The sequence below is a fragment of the Humibacillus xanthopallidus genome, from assembly GCF_006716675.1.
Classification (GTDB): Bacteria; Actinomycetota; Actinomycetes; order Actinomycetales; family Dermatophilaceae; genus Humibacillus; species Humibacillus xanthopallidus_B.
Genome location: NZ_VFPM01000003.1, coordinates 574,673 through 590,106, shown reverse-complemented (window position 1 = coordinate 590,106; position 15,434 = coordinate 574,673). Strand labels below are relative to the sequence as shown.

Genomic DNA, 15,434 nt, shown 5'->3' with positions numbered 1-15,434 from the left:
CTCAGCCTCCGAAGGGAAGGGTGGGTGGGGGTCCGTCGATCGTCACGTCGTCGGTGCGGCCGCGAGCGACCCACAGCAGCAGGCCCGCCGGGCTCCCCGTGACGAGCGTGCGTCCGTCGCCGACGACCCAGGACCCACCCTCCGGCGTGGCCAGGCGCACCGACGGTGCGTCGGCGTGACGACGCAGCCGCTCGACGGAGTCGGCGAGGAGGAGGTCGAGCACCTCCGGTGCCACGCGGTCGAAGCGGAAGCACGCGTCGAGGTCGACGTGGTGGAAGACGAGCTCGCGCAGCCGCATGAAGGGCACTGCCCCGACCGTGATGGTCGGCCCGCCGGGCACCCGCTCGACCTCGACGTCGGCGTGCTCTGGTCCGAGAGCACCGAGCAGCGCCTCGAGACGTCCGGCCGACCCGAGGATGTCGGCGGCCTGGGCGGCGGCCGGGCGGCGAGCGCCCGCCTCGATCTCGGCGTCGCGAGCCTGCTGCGACGCATACATCGTGCCGGGGTCACCCGTCAGCGCGACGTTGCACACGCGGCCGAGGGCGTCGGCGTTGCGCGCGAGGTGGGAGAGCACGTGGCCGCGCGACCAGCCCGCGCAGAGCGAGGGCGCGAGGACCGCGTCGTTGCGCAGGGAGGAGGCGGTCGCGACGACCCGCTCGGTCTCGACGGCGATGTGCTCCACGTTGACGTCGGTGACTCTCACAACGATCCTCCCCGGGTGCGCCGGGCGGTCGCCCGGTCTCCGCTCGCCTCGGCGAGCGACAGGGCCGCGCCGACGAGAGCCAGGTGCGAGAACGCCTGCGGGTAGTTGCCGATCATCCGGCCTCCGACGGGGTCGTACTCCTCAGAGAGGAGCCCGAGGTCGTTGGGGATGCCGACGAGCCGGTCCATGAGCGCCGTCGCCTCCTGGGTCATACCCGCCTTGGCGTATGCCGTGACGAGCCAGAAGGAGCACGCGAGGAACGGGTGCTCGTCGCCCGGCAACCCGTCGACCCCGCTCTGGGTGCGGTAGCGCAGGACGAGGCCGTCACGCAGCAGGTCCTGCTCGACCGCGCGGATCGTGCCGAGCATCCGGGGGTCGTCGCCGTCGACGATGCCGATCGAGCCGAGGGTGAGCAGCGACGCGTCGACCTCCGTCGTGTCGTAGTGCTGGACGAAGGTGTTGCGGTCGGCGTCGAAACCGCGGGTCAGCACCTCCTCGCGCACCTGCTCGCGCAGCGCACGCCACCGCTCGACCGGGCCGGGGAGCCCGTGCACCTCGACCCCGCGGACCGCGCGGTCGAAGGCCGCCCACACCATGGCCCGCGAGTGCGTGAAGTGGCGCAGCGGGCCGCGGATCTCCCAGAGCCCGTTGTCGGGCTGCTCCCAGTGGTCGGCGAGGTTGTCGACGAGGGCGCACTGGAGGTTCCACGAGTCGGCCGACTCCTTGAGCCCGCGCGAGCGGGCGTGCTCGAGCGAGATCATCACCTCGCCGAGCACGTCGGTCTGACGCTGGGAGACGGCCCCGTTGCCGATGCGCACGGGCGACGACGCGGCATACCCCGGCAGGTGGGGGAGCTCGCGCTCGAGGATGTCCCTCCCGCCGTCGATGCAGTAGAGGATCTGCATGTCCTCGGGGTCGCCGGCGACGGCACGCAGCAGCCAGCCGCGCCACGACTGCACCTCGTGGAGGTAGCCGCAGCCGAGCAGCGCCTCGAGGGTGAGGGCGGCGTCGCGCAGCCAGCAGAAGCGGTAGTCCCAGTTGCGCACCCCGCCGAGGTCCTCGGGCAGGCTCGTCGTGGGGGCGGCGACGATGCCGCCGGTGACGCCGTGGCTGAGGATGCGCAGGACGAGCAGCGAGCGGGTCACGGCGTCGAGGTACGGCCCCTCGTAGTCGCTCATCGCCGTCCACGTCTGGCTGAGGCGCAGGGTGTGCTCGATGCGTGAGTCCACCTCGAGCGGCGCCGGCACCGGCTCGTGGCTCGGGAACCACGTCGTCGAGAAGGTGAGCACCTCGCCCGCTGCGACGTCGAACTCGTCGACATGGCGGCCGTCGCTCGAGCGGGGGAGCCGCTGGCCGCGCAGGACGAGCATGTCGGGCCCGGCCACGGCGCTGATGATGGTGTCGGTGCGGCCCTCCCGGTCGTCGGCGCGGCGGCTGACCCAGGGGCGGGTCGCGCCGTAGCCGAAGCGGACGACCCACTCGTGGACCATCCGCACGGTGCCGTCGAGACCCTCGACCCGGCGCAGCACGTCGGCCCGCCGGTCGGCGATCGGCATGAGGTCGGTCACCCGCACGGAGCCCGTCGCGGTGCGGTGCACCGTCTCGAGCACGAAGGAGCCGTCGACGTAGCTGCGCGTCGAGACGGCGTCCTCGTCGACCGGTCCGAGCAGCCACCGGCCGTGCTCCGGCGTGCCGAGCAGGGCGGCGAAGCAGGCGTGCGAGTCGAAGCGCGGGAGGCACAGCCAGTCGATCGAGCCGCGCCGGCTGACGAGGGCGGCCGTGCCGAGGTCGCCGAGGACGGCATACTCCTCGATCGGCGTGGGCGCGCGCTTGTGCTCGGGCTCGTGCGGGGGCGCCGGCTCGGGGCTCATGCGCCCGAGTATGCCGTCCACGGCGAGTTCGGAGGGGGCGGGGCGCAGGGTCCACGCGCTGTCGAGGGTGACAGGACTGTCGGAGGTCCCACCTAGCATGTCGGGGTGACTGTTACGCCCACCGGCTCCTCCCACTCACTCGTCGTCCGCGGCGCGCGCGAGCACAACCTGCGCGACATCTCGGTCGACCTGCCCCGCGACAGCCTCATCGTCTTCACCGGCCTCTCCGGCTCGGGCAAGTCGAGCCTCGCGTTCGACACGATCTTCGCCGAGGGCCAGCGGCGCTACGTCGAGTCCCTGTCGGCCTACGCCCGGCAGTTCCTCGGGCAGATGGACAAGCCCGATGTCGACTTCATCGAGGGCCTCTCGCCCGCGGTCTCGATCGACCAGAAGTCGACCAACCGCAACCCGCGCTCCACGGTCGGCACGATCACCGAGGTCTACGACTACCTTCGCCTGCTCTTCGCCCGCGCGGGCCGCCCGCACTGCCCGGTGTGCGGCGAGCCGGTCACCCGGCAGTCGCCCCAGCAGATCGTCGACCAGCTGCTGACGCTCGAGGACCGCACCCGCTTCCAGGTGCTCGCACCCGTGGTGCAGGGCCGCAAGGGCGAGTTCGTCGACCTCTTCGCCGAGCTCCAGACCAAGGGCTTCTCCCGGGCGAGGGTCGACGGCGAGGTCGTCTCGCTCGCCGAGCCGCCGGCCCTGGAGAAGCAGCGCAAGCACACGATCGAGGTCGTCGTCGACCGCCTCGTCGCCAAGGGTGACGACACGAGCGCGAAGCGCCGGCTCACCGACTCGGTCGAGACCGCGCTCGGTCTCGCCGGGGGCATCGTCATCATCGACTTCGTCGACCGTGACGCCAAGGCCAAGGACCGCGAGCGGCGCTTCTCCGAGAAGATGGCCTGCCCCAACAACCACCCCCTCGGCATGGACGAGATCCAGCCGCGGTCGTTCTCGTTCAACTCGCCGTTCGGCGCCTGCCCGGAGTGCACCGGCATCGGCACCGAGCTGGAGGTCGACCCCGAGCTCGTCGTGCCCGACGACGACCTCAGCCTCGCCGAGGGCGCCATCCAGCCGTGGGCGCAGGGGTCGGGCTCGGCCGAGTACTTCCAGCGGGTCATGACGGCCCTCGCCGAGGACATGCGGTTCTCGATGGACGCGCCGTTCCGGTCGCTCCCGTCACGCGCCAAGGAGGCGCTGCTCCACGGGCAGAACTACAAGGTCCACGTCAAGTACAAGAACCGCTACGGCCGCGACCGCTCCTACACGACCGGCTTCGAGGGGGTGGTGCCCTTCATCAAGCGGCGCCACGGCGAGACCGACTCCGAGTGGAGCCGCGAGCGCTACGAGGGCTACATGCGTCAGGTGCCCTGCCCGGTCTGCAAGGGTGCCCGCCTCAAGCCCGAGTCGCTCGCCGTCCTGCTCGGTGGCAAGAACATCTCCGAGGTGTGCGCCCTCGCCATCAACGAGGCGGCCGGCTTCCTCGACACCGTCGACTTCACGGCGCGCGAGAAGCAGATTGCCGAGCGGGTCATCAAGGAGATCGACGCCCGGCTCGGCTTCCTGCTCGACGTCGGTCTCGACTACCTCTCGCTCGACCGCCCCGCCGGCACGCTCTCGGGCGGCGAGGCGCAGCGCATCCGCCTCGCCACGCAGATCGGCTCCGGGCTCGTCGGCGTGCTCTATGTCCTCGACGAGCCGTCGATCGGGCTGCACCAGCGCGACAACCACCGCCTCATCGAGACGCTGACCCGGCTGCGCGACCTCGGCAACACGCTCATCGTCGTCGAGCACGACGAGGACACCATTGCGACGGCCGACTGGGTCGTCGACATCGGCCCCGGCGCCGGCGAGCACGGGGGCCACGTCGTCTACTCCGGCGCGGTCAAGGGCCTGCTCGAGCACCCCGACTCGGTCACCGGCATGTATCTCTCCGGCCGGCGCGAGATCCCGACACCGGTCGTTCGGCGGGGCCACGACGGGCGTCAGATCACGGTGTCCGGTGCCCGCGAGAACAACCTCCAGAACGTCTCCGTCGACTTCCCCCTCGGCAACCTCGTCGCGGTCACGGGAGTGTCGGGCTCCGGCAAGTCGACGCTCGTCAACGACATCCTCTACAACGTGCTCGCCAACAAGCTCAACGGTGCGCGCCACGTGCCGGGCCGGCACAAGACCGTCACCGGCCTCGACCAGCTCGACAAGGTCGTCCACGTCGACCAGAGCCCGATCGGGCGCACGCCGCGATCGAACCCCGCGACCTACACCGGCGTCTTCGACAACATGCGCAAGCTCTTCGCCGAGACGACGGAGGCGAAGGTGCGCGGCTACCAGCCGGGCCGCTTCTCCTTCAACGTCAAGGGCGGGCGCTGCGACGCCTGCTCCGGCGACGGCACCATCAAGATCGAGATGAACTTCCTGCCCGACGTCTACGTCCCGTGCGAGGTGTGCCACGGCGCGCGCTACAACCGCGAGACGCTCGAGGTGCACTTCAAGGGCAAGACGATCGCCGACGTGCTCGACATGCCGATCGAGGAGGCCGCCACGTTCTTCGAGGCGGTGCCCGCGATCGCGCGTCACCTCAAGACGCTCAACGACGTCGGCCTCGGCTACGTCCGCCTCGGTCAGCCGGCGCCGACCCTCTCCGGAGGTGAGGCGCAGCGCGTCAAGCTCGCGAGCGAGCTGCAGAAGCGCTCCACCGGACGCACCATCTACGTCCTCGACGAGCCGACGACCGGTCTGCACTTCGAAGACATCCGCAAGCTACTCGACGTGCTCCAGGGCCTCGTCGAGAAGGGCAACACCGTCATCGTCATCGAGCACAACCTCGACGTCATCAAGAACGCCGACTGGATCATCGACATGGGGCCCGAGGGTGGCTCGCGCGGCGGCATGGTCATCGCCGAGGGCACCCCCGAGCACGTCGCCGAGGTCGAGGCGAGCCACACCGGACGATTCCTCAAGCCGATCCTCGAGCGCACGGCCCGCACGACGACGCGCACGTCGACCCGCACGTCCGCCGGTCGCGGTGCCTCAGGCGGCTCCCAGCGATCCGGTGGCGCGTCCACAACCACCGGTACGACGATCGCCAGGAAGACCGGGGCGGGCACTGCCACGGCGGGCACGGCGGGCACGACCACCGGCACGACCACCGGCACGAAGGCGGCTGGCCGCGCGCGCGGAGGCGCCACCACGGCCGCCGCGAAGAAGTCCACGTCGAGCACCACCGTCAGCAAGACGAGATCCGCCCCGAGCACGACGACCCGGAAGAGGAACGGATGACCGAGCGCACGCACTCCCGCACGACCGAGCCGACGGCCCACATCTCCGAGCGGATCGCGCAGCTGACCGACCGGCGCGGTGTCCTCCGGGCAGCCGTCGTCGTCGCCGGCGCCGGCGCGCTCGCGGCCTGCAGCAGCCCTCCCGTGCCCGAGGCGCCGTCACCGTCCTCCAGCGCCGCCGGGGCGGCCTCCGGCACCCAGGCGGGCGGGGCCTCCTCGGCCGCGCCCGGCGGCATCCCGACGTCCGAGATCCCCGTCGGCAGCGGCAAGATCTTCGCCGACACCAAGACGGTCGTCACCCAGCCCTCGGCGGGCACCTTCAAGGCCTTCGACGCGATCTGCCCTCACCAGGGCTGCACGGTCGCGTCCTTCGAGGGCAACCAGATCGTCTGCCCGTGCCACCAGAGCCACTTCGACATCACGACCGGCGACCCGGTCTCGGGGCCGGCCCCGACGGGGCTCACCCCCAAGACGGTCACCGTCTCGGGGAGCACACTGACGGTGAGCTGACCCGCCCGCCCCGTCGCCCATCCCAGACGGTCGACGTCCCCGGAGCGGACCGCGCAGAAGAGTCCCCTTCGACCACCGCACCTTCGGTCGCCCGGGTGACCAAACGTGCGGTAAACCCGACCGCCGGCGGACATCTGGTCGCCCGGGTTACGGAACGTGCGGCATACCGGGCGGTCGGCGCGGTTCTGGTCGCCCGCGTTACGGAACGTGCGGTAAACCCGGCCGCCGGCGGACATCTGGTCGCCCGGGTTACGGAACGTGCGGCATACCCGGCGGTCGGCGCGGTTCTGGTCGCCCGGGCTACCGAACGTGCGGTAAACCCGACCGCCGGCGGACTTCTGGTCGCCCGGGCTACCGAACGTGCGGGCTGACACGGCGGTCGGCGCGGTTCTGGTCGCCCGGGCTACCGAACGTGCGGGGGTGGGTGCCGCCGATCGAGCGTGCATGGCGTTGAGCGGATGGCGGTGGCCGTCGCTCCTGTGCGGCCCCATGGGGTGACGTCGGGGTGTCGGTGCGCCGACATAGGGTGGAGCCGTGGCCGACCCGAGGACCTATCGCCCCAAGCCGGGGGAGATCCCGACCGATCCGGGGGTCTATCGCTTTCGTGACGGTCACGGGCGCGTCATCTACGTCGGCAAGGCGAAATCCCTTCGGCCGCGGTTGTCCTCGTACTTCCAGGACATCACCGCCCTCCACCCGCGCACCGCGACGATGGTGACGACGGCCGCGTCCGTCGAGTGGACCGTCGTGCGCACCGAGGTCGAGGCACTCCAGCTGGAGTACTCCTGGATCAAGGAGTTCGATCCCCGCTTCAACGTCAAGTACCGCGACGACAAGTCCTACCCCTTCCTCGCCGTGACGATGGGCGAGGAGTTCCCGCGGGCGCAGGTGATGCGCGGGGCCAAGCGCAAGGGCACCCGATACTTCGGCCCCTACGGGCACGCGTGGGCGATCCGCGAGACCCTCGACCTGCTGCTGCGCGTCTTCCCGGTGCGCACCTGCTCGTCCGGTGTCTTCAAGCGGGCCGGTGCGAGCGGCCGCCCGTGCCTGCTCGGCTACATCGACAAGTGCTCGGCGCCCTGTGTCGGCCGGGTGACGGCCGAGGAGCACCGGGCCATCGCCGACGACTTCTGCGACTTCATGACCGGCAACACGACCCGCTTCGTCAAGCGCCTCGAGACCCGCATGCGCGAGGCAGCGGCCGAGCTCGACTTCGAGCAGGCGGCCCGGCTGCGTGACGACATCGGGGCGCTGAGCAAGGCCCTCGAGAAGCAGGCCGTCGTCCTCGGCGACGCCACCGACGCCGACGTGTTCGCTCTCGCCGACGACGACCTCGAGGCGGCCGTCCAAGTCTTCCACGTGCGCGGTGGTCGCATCCGCGGCCAGCGTGGCTGGGTCGTCGAGAAGGAGAGCGAGGACATCCCCTCCCTCGTCGAGCACCTGCTGCTCCAGGTCTACGGTGACGCCGAGCGCGAGGGGGTCCCGCGCGAGGTGCTGGTGCCGGCCGAGCCCGCCGACCTCGAGGCGGTCACCGAGTGGCTGTCATCGGTGCGGGGGTCGTCGGTCAGCGTGCGGGTGCCGCAGCGCGGCGACAAGCGCACCCTGATGGAGACGGTGCGCCGCAACGCCGAGCAGTCCCTGGCTCGGCACAAGGTGGCCCGCGCCGGCGACCTCACCCTGCGCAGCCGTGCGCTGCAGGAGCTGCAGGACTACCTCGAGCTCGACGAGGCACCGCTGCGCATCGAGTGCTACGACGTCAGCCACGTGCAGGGCACCAATGTCGTCGCCTCGATGGTCGTCTTCGAGGACGGGCTCGCCCGCAAGAGCGAGTACCGCCGCTTCATCGTCCGTGGCGCCACACCGGGAGCGACACAGGGAGCGACACAGGGCGCGACTCAGGCCGCGACTCAAGGCACGGCGACCGACGAGCCCCTGACCGTCGACGACACGGCCGCGATGCGCGAGGTGCTGACCCGTCGCTTCCGCCGCTACCTCGAGGACGCAGAGGGCGCCGGGGACCTCGACCTGTCGACGGGCGTCGTCAGCGATGGCGCCGCAGGTGAGGGAGAGGGTGCAGCCGGCACGTCCGACGACTCCGCAGGCGCAGGTGACGACGACCGCTCGGCCTCGGGCCCGATCGACCCCGAGACCGGCCGACCCCGCCGGTTCGCCTACCCGCCGAGCCTCGTCGTCGTCGACGGCGGTCTGCCGCAGGTCAACGCCGCCCAGGCCGTGCTCGATGAGCTCGGCATCGAGGAGGTCGCGCTCGTCGGGCTCGCCAAGCGACTCGAGGAGGTGTGGCTGCCCGGTCTCGAGCACCCGGTCATCCTGCCGCGCACGAGCGAGGGGCTCTACCTGCTCCAGCGCCTGCGCGACGAGGCGCACCGCTTCGCCATCACCTTCCACCGCCAGCGGCGGTCCAAGGCGATGACGACGAGCCAGCTCGACGGCATACCCGGTCTCGGAGCGAGCCGCCAGAAGGCCCTCCTGCGGCACTTCGGGTCGGTCAAGCGCCTGCGCCAGGCGAGCGCCGAGGACATCGTCGCGGTGCCCGGAATCGGACCGTCGCTTGCACGCGCGATCGTCACCCACTTGGCTGAGGGTGCAGCGCCGGAGCCAGCCGTGAACCTCACGACGGGAGAAGTCCTCGAATGACCGCCGACCCCAACCCCACGCCAGGCAGGTCGCTGGCTGACGCGCCGATCGTCATCGTCACCGGCATGAGCGGTGCGGGTCGCTCGACGGCGGCCAACGTCCTCGAGGACCTCGGCTGGCTCGTCGTCGACAACCTGCCGCCGCAGCTGCTCTCGGCCCTCGCCGACCTGCGCGACGAGGCCCGCGAGCGCAACCCCGAGGCCTCGATGCAGCAGGTCGCCGTCGTCGTCGACGTGCGGTCCCGCGGCTGGTTCGGCATGCTCTCCGAGGCCATCGCTGCCGCCCGTGAGCGCGGTGAGCACCCGAGTCTCGTCTTCCTCGACGCGACCGACGAGGCGCTCGTGCGCCGCTTCGAGAGCGTGCGCCGGCCGCACCCGCTCCAGGCCGACGGCCGCCTGCTCGACGGCATCCAGCTCGAGCGCAGGATGCTCGTCGACCTGCGTTCGAGCGCCGACGTCGTCATCGACACCTCGGGCCTCAACGTGCACCAGCTGACGGCAAAGCTGTCCTCCCTCTTCGCCGGCGACCGACGCGCGCAGCTGCGCATCGCGGTCATGTCGTTCGGTTTCAAGTACGGCCTGCCCCTCGACGCCGACGTCGTCTTCGACATGCGCTTCCTGCCCAACCCGTTCTGGGTGCCCGAGCTGCGGCCGCTGACGGGCCGCGACGGCCCGGTGGCCGAGTTCGTCATGGCGCAGCCCGGCGCCGAGGAGTTCATCGACCGTGCCGCCGGCCTGCTGGAGACGATGATCGAGGGCTACGTGCGTGAGGGTCGCCGCTACGTCACCGTCGCCGTGGGCTGCACGGGTGGCAAGCACCGCTCTGTCGCCACGGCGGAGGCGCTCAGCACCCGGCTTGCGCAGATCGACCGGGTCGACACCTTCGTCGTGCACCGCGACCTCGGGCGTGAGTGACACCGGTCGGCAGCGCTCGTGACACCACCGCCTCCGCCTCCACCGGGGCCCCTGGTCCCCGCCCACCACCGGAGCATCGTCGCCCTCGGTGGTGGCCACGGCCTGTCGGCTGCCCTGACCGCGCTGCGCCTGCTCACGGACAGCGTGACCGCCGTCGTCACGGTCGCCGATGACGGCGGCTCGAGCGGCAGGCTGCGCGAAGAGTTCGACGTCCTGCCGCCCGGTGACCTCCGCATGGCGCTGTCGGCGCTCTGTGACGACAGCGACTGGGGGCACACGTGGCGTGACGTGCTCCAGCACCGCTTCTCGGGCGCGGGCGATCTCGCCGGACATGCCCTGGGCAACCTCATGATCGTCTCGATCTGGGAGCTGCTCGGCGACACCGTGCAGGGCCTCGACCTCGTCGGCCGGCTGCTCGGTGCCCGCGGGCGCGTGCTGCCGATGGCGGGCGAGCCGCTGCAGATCGTCGCCGAGATCCGAGGGCACGACCCCGACCGTCCCGACGAGACCGTCGAGGTTCGCGGCCAGCACCGCGTCGCCTCCTCGCCCGGCATCGTCTCCTCGATCGGCATCCTGCCCACGTGCCCGACCCCGTGCCGCGAGGCCATCGAGGCTGTCGGGCGGGCCGACTGGGTCATGCTCGGGCCGGGGTCGTGGTTCACCTCGGTCATGCCGCACCTGCTCGTGCCCGACCTTGCCGACGCGCTGGTCGCCACCCCGGCCCGGCGCCTGCTCAACCTCAACCTCGAGGTGCACAAGGGCGAGACCCGTGACTTCCGGGCCGAGGACCACCTCGCGTCGTTCGCGTCCAACGCTCCTGACCTCCGCCTCGACTACGTGCTCGCCGACCCCAGCGTCGTGCCCGACGTGCCGGCCCTGCGTGCGGCCGCCGCCGACCTGGGGGCCGAGCTCGTCGTCGCCCCCGTCGAGGCGCGGCGCCAGCCCGGCGTCCACGACCCGCTGCGGCTGGCCGCCGCGCTGCGCGACATCATCGCCTGACCGACCCTCGCCCCGGCTCGGCGCGAGGGTGCTTGATCGGGGTGGCAGGATGAGCCGCATGGCGATGACAGCGAAGGTGAAGGACGAGCTCTCGAGACTCGAGGTCACCAAGCCCTGTTGCCGCAAGGCCGAGGTGTCGACGATGCTGCGCTTCGCCGGTGGGCTGCACATGATAGGCGGACAGATCGTCGTCGAGGCCGAGCTCGACACCGCGAACGCCGCGCGACGCCTGCGCCGCAACATCACCGAGGTCTACGGTCACCGCAGCGACGTTCTCGTGCTCGCCGCCGGAGGCCTGCGGCGGGGGTCTCGCTACGTCGTGCGGGTCGTCGAGGACGGTTCGACGCTGGCCCGCCAGACCGGCCTCGTCGATGGTCGCGGTCGCCCGGTCCGAGGCCTGCCGCCGAAGGTGGTGAGCGCCTCGACGTGCGACTCCGAGGCCGCCTGGCGCGGAGCCTTCCTCGCGCACGGGTCGCTCACGGAGCCCGGACGGTCGTCGGCTCTCGAGGTGACCTGCCCTGGTCCCGAGGCCGCGCTCGCCCTCGTCGGCGCGGCCCGCCGCCTCGGCATCCAGGCGAAGGCGCGCGAAGTGCGCGGCGTCGACCGCGTCGTCATCCGCGATGGCGACGCCATCGGTGCCCTTCTGACCCGCCTCGGCGCCCACGACGCCGTGATGGCCTGGGAGGAGCGCCGGATGCGCCGTGAGGTGCGCGCGACCGCCAACCGGCTCGCCAACTTCGACGACGCCAACCTGCGCCGCTCCGCGCGCGCCGCGGTGGCGGCCGGCGCCCGGGTGGAGCGCGCGATGGAGATCCTCGGCGACGAGATCCCCGACCACCTGCGCGAGGCCGGCACCCTGCGTCTCGAGCACAAGCAGTCGAGCCTCGAGGAGCTCGGCCAGCTGGCCCAGCCGCCGATGACGAAGGACGCCGTGGCGGGGCGCATCCGGCGCCTGCTCGCCATGGCCGACAAGCGTGCCGAGGAGCTGGGAGTGCCCGGCACGGAGTCGAGCCTCACGCAGGACATGCTCGAGTCCTGACGGTCCTCGCCTCGACCCCGTGCCGCACGACGCCCGTGCGACACGAGTCAGGTGGCGCGGGGGAGCAGCGGCCGAGCACGGTGAGCGATCGCTCACCGCTACCTGAGACTCGCGACTCGCGTGCGAGAGCGACGCACTAGGGTGGAGGCTGATCAAGGCCGCCCGATGTCGCGCGGTCCCAGGTCTGACACACCGTCCGACACAGTCTCACCCGAAGAGGTGCTCAGCAGTGACCGTTCGCGTTGGTATCAACGGCTTTGGCCGCATCGGCCGCAACTTCTTCCGAGCCGTCCTGGCATCCGGAGCCGACATCGAGGTCGTCGCAACGAACGACCTCATGGACAACAAGACCCTCGCCCACCTGCTCAAGTACGACTCGATCCTGGGCCGTTTCCCCGGCGAGGTCACCTACGACGAGACCTCGATCATCGTCGACGGCAAGGCAATTCGCGTCTTCGAGGAGCGCGACCCCGCCGCGATCGACTGGGCCGGCGTGGGTGCGGACGTCATCGTCGAGTCCACGGGCTTCTTCACCGACGCGCAGAAGGCCAAGGCGCACATCGACGGTGGGGCCAAGAAGGTCATCATCTCGGCGCCGGCCAAGAACGAGGACATCACGATCGTGATGGGCGTCAACCACGAGCTCTACGACCCGGCCGCCCACACCGTCATCTCCAACGCCTCGTGCACGACGAACTGCCTCGCGCCGATGGCCAAGGCCCTCAACGACGAGTTCGGCATCGTCAAGGGCCTCATGACGACGATCCACGCCTACACGCAGGACCAGAACCTCCAGGACGCGCCGCACAAGGACCTCCGTCGCGCCCGCGCCGCGGCCCTCAACATCGTGCCGACGACGACCGGCGCCGCGAAGGCCGTCGCTCTCGTCCTGCCCGAGCTCAAGGGCAAGCTCGACGGCTACGCGCTCCGCGTCCCGGTGCCGACCGGCTCGGCCACCGACCTCACGTTCGAGGCCGGCCGCGAGACGACCGTCGAAGAGGTCAACGCCGCCGTCAAGGCCGCCGCCGAGGGCCCGATGAAGGGCTACCTCGTCTACACCGAGGACGAGATCGTCTCCAAGGACATCGAGACCGACCCGGCCTCCTGCATCTTCGACGCCGGCCTCACCAAGGTCATCGGCAACCAGGTCAAGGTCGTCGGCTGGTACGACAACGAGTGGGGCTACTCCAACCGCCTCGTCGACCTCGTCGCGCTCGTCGGCAAGTCTCTCTGACGCACCCGGCCACCGCCCCGGCACGCGCCGGGGCGGTGGCCGCAGCCATATCTCCACCCCATCGCTACCGGAAGAGGCAGACCGCGTGAAGACGACCGGTGACCTCGGGGACCTGCGCGGCAAGCGCGTCCTCGTCCGCTCCGACCTCAACGTGCCGCTCGACGGCACGACCATCACCGACGACGGCCGCATCCGCGCGTCGGCACCGACGATCAAGGGCCTGGCCGACGCCGGCGCTCGGGTCATCGTGTGCGCGCACCTCGGCCGCCCCAAGGGCGCCCCCGAGGCGAAGTACTCCCTGGCTCCTGTCGCCACGCGTCTCGGCGAGGTGCTCGGCACCGACGTCGTCTTCGCCGACGACACCGTGGGCGAGGACGCCAAGGCCAAGGCTGCCGCGCTCGAGGACGGCCAGGTCCTGCTCCTCGAGAACCTCCGCTTCAACGCCGGCGAGACCGCCAAGACCGACGACGAGCGCGCTGCCTTCGCGGCCGAGCTCGCCTCTCTCGCAGACGTCTTCGTCTCCGACGGCTTCGGTGTCGTGCACCGCAAGCAGGCCTCGGTCTACGACGTCGCTCGCCTCCTGCCGCACGCGACAGGCGACCTCGTGTCGGCCGAGGTCGACGTGCTGCGCCGGCTGACCAAGGACCCCGAGCGGCCGTATGCCGTCGTGCTCGGCGGCGCGAAGGTGTCCGACAAGCTCGGCGTCATCGGCAACCTCCTCGGCACGGCCGACCGGCTGCTCATCGGTGGCGGCATGGTCTTCACCTTCCTCGCCGCGCAGGGTCACGAGGTGGGCAAGAGCCTCCTCGAGGCCGACCAGATCGAGACGGTCAAGGGCTACCTCGACCGCGCCGAGAAGAAGGGCGTCGAGATCGTCCTGCCCGTCGACGTCGTGGCCGCCGACGCGTTCAGCGCCGACGCCGCGCACGACGTCGTCGCTGCCGACGCCATCCCCGCCGACCGGATGGGCCTCGACATCGGGCCCGAGTCCAGCCGCCTGTTCGCCGAGAAGCTGGCCGACTGCCGCACCGTCTTCTGGAACGGCCCCATGGGTGCGTTCGAGATGGCGCCGTATGCCGCGGGCACCAAGGCACTCGCCCAGGCCCTCGTCGACGTGACGTCGGCCGGCGCGCTCACGGTCGTGGGTGGAGGCGACTCCGCCGCAGCCGTGCGCCAGCTCGGCTTCGAGGACTCCGACTTCGGCCACATCTCCACCGGTGGTGGTGCGAGCCTCGAGTACCTCGAGGGCAAGGAGCTGCCCGGTCTCACGGTCCTCGAGGAGGGTGACGCCTGATGGCGAAGAACACCGCTGCCCCCACGAGCGGCCGCGTGCCGCTCATGGCCGGCAACTGGAAGATGAACCTCGACCACCTGCAGGGCACGCACCTCGTGCAGAAGCTCGACTGGACCCTGCGCGACGCCAAGCACGACTACTCCGCCGTCGAGGTCGCGGTCCTGCCGCCCTTCACCGACCTACGCTCCGTCCAGACGCTCGTCGAGGGCGACAAGCTCGACCTCAAGTACGGCGCTCAGGACCTCTCACCGCACACCTCCGGCGCCTACACCGGCGACATCTCCGGTGCCTTCCTCAAGAAGCTCGGCTGCACCTACGTGTGCATCGGCCACAGTGAGCGCCGCGAGGGCCACGGTGAGACCGACGAGGTCGTGGCCGCCAAGGTCAAGGCGGCGTACCAGCACGAGCTCACGCCGATCCTCTGCTGCGGCGAGGCCCTCGACGTGCGCAAGGAGGGACGTCAGGTCGAGCACGTCGTGGCCCAGCTGCGGGCAGCGCTCGACGGCGTCTCCAAGGAGCAGGCGGCCTCGATCGTCATCGCCTACGAGCCCATCTGGGCGATCGGCACCGGCGAGGTCGCGACTCCCGAGGACGCCCAGGAGGTGTGTGCGGCCATCCGCACCCTGCTCGCCGAGCTCTACAGCGGCGACGTCGCCGACGGCATACGCGTGCTCTATGGCGGCAGCGTCAAAGCCGGCAACGTCGCGGCCATCATGTCGCAGGAGGACGTCGACGGCGCCCTCGTCGGAGGCGCGTCGATCGACCCGGCGGAGTTCGCGGCGATCTGCCGCTACCGCGACCACCTCGCCACGAGCTGAGCCTTCCGCACCTCACTCGCTCGACTGCGCTGCGCCGTCTGCCACGGCGCAGCGTTCGGTCGATCGGGTGGGGGGAAGGTATCCTTGCCCGAGCCCTTGATCGAGCTGCGGTGGTGACG

The 15,434-nt window shown here is 71.1% G+C and carries 11 protein-coding genes; 9 read left to right on the top strand and 2 right to left on the bottom strand.

Annotated features, from left to right (window positions below):
• Position 1: 1 nt before the first annotated feature.
• Positions 2-703: a maleylpyruvate isomerase family mycothiol-dependent enzyme gene (locus tag FBY41_RS17810; RefSeq protein ID WP_185749143.1), complete on the bottom strand. Its 702-nt coding sequence runs from the start codon at positions 701-703 to the stop codon at positions 2-4.
• The gene (locus FBY41_RS17805; RefSeq protein WP_141845599.1) at positions 700-2,574 is read right to left on the bottom strand and encodes a glycoside hydrolase family 15 protein; all 1,875 of its coding nucleotides are present in this window, start codon (positions 2,572-2,574) and stop codon (positions 700-702) included. Before FBY41_RS17805 ends, FBY41_RS17810 begins: the two co-directional genes overlap by 4 nt.
• Positions 2,575-2,679: 105 nt before the next feature.
• Between FBY41_RS17805 and uvrA the strand changes: the two genes are divergently transcribed.
• The 9 genes from uvrA (at position 2,680) to tpiA (ending at position 15,315) form a co-directional block, all read left to right on the top strand.
• Entirely contained in the window at positions 2,680-5,853 is a 3,174-nt protein-coding gene (gene uvrA, locus FBY41_RS17800) for an excinuclease ABC subunit UvrA (protein ID WP_141845598.1), read from the top strand.
• Positions 5,850-6,362: a Rieske (2Fe-2S) protein gene (locus FBY41_RS17795; RefSeq protein ID WP_221629336.1), complete on the top strand. Its 513-nt coding sequence runs from the start codon at positions 5,850-5,852 to the stop codon at positions 6,360-6,362. Before uvrA ends, FBY41_RS17795 begins: the two co-directional genes overlap by 4 nt.
• Before the next feature lie 534 nt (positions 6,363-6,896).
• The gene (uvrC, locus tag FBY41_RS17790; RefSeq protein ID WP_141845597.1) at positions 6,897-9,017 is read left to right on the top strand and encodes an excinuclease ABC subunit UvrC; all 2,121 of its coding nucleotides are present in this window, start codon (positions 6,897-6,899) and stop codon (positions 9,015-9,017) included.
• Positions 9,014-9,931 carry an RNase adapter RapZ gene (gene rapZ, locus FBY41_RS17785; RefSeq protein ID WP_141845596.1) on the top strand — a complete coding sequence of 306 codons (918 nt, stop codon included), beginning with the start codon at positions 9,014-9,016 and terminating at the stop codon, positions 9,929-9,931. The genes uvrC and rapZ overlap by 4 nt, the downstream gene beginning before the upstream one ends.
• An 18-nt stretch (positions 9,932-9,949) precedes the next feature.
• Complete coding sequence (locus tag FBY41_RS17780; RefSeq protein WP_311769422.1) at positions 9,950-10,930, top strand: gluconeogenesis factor YvcK family protein; 981 nt, start codon at positions 9,950-9,952, stop codon at positions 10,928-10,930.
• A 58-nt stretch (positions 10,931-10,988) separates the two neighbouring features.
• Positions 10,989-11,969, top strand: a complete 981-nt coding sequence (gene whiA, locus FBY41_RS17775; RefSeq protein WP_141845595.1) for a DNA-binding protein WhiA — start codon at positions 10,989-10,991, stop codon at positions 11,967-11,969.
• 229 nt (positions 11,970-12,198) lie between these two features.
• A complete protein-coding gene (gene gap, locus FBY41_RS17770) occupies positions 12,199-13,203 on the top strand; it encodes a type I glyceraldehyde-3-phosphate dehydrogenase (protein ID WP_141845594.1) in 1,005 nt (334 codons plus the stop codon).
• An 85-nt stretch (positions 13,204-13,288) separates the two neighbouring features.
• Positions 13,289-14,497 (top strand): phosphoglycerate kinase, encoded by a 1,209-nt coding sequence (locus FBY41_RS17765; protein ID WP_141845593.1) that lies wholly within the window; start codon positions 13,289-13,291, stop codon positions 14,495-14,497.
• A complete protein-coding gene (gene tpiA, locus FBY41_RS17760) occupies positions 14,497-15,315 on the top strand; it encodes a triose-phosphate isomerase (protein ID WP_141845592.1) in 819 nt (272 codons plus the stop codon). Before FBY41_RS17765 ends, tpiA begins: the two co-directional genes overlap by 1 nt.
• Positions 15,316-15,434: the final 119 nt, after the last annotated feature.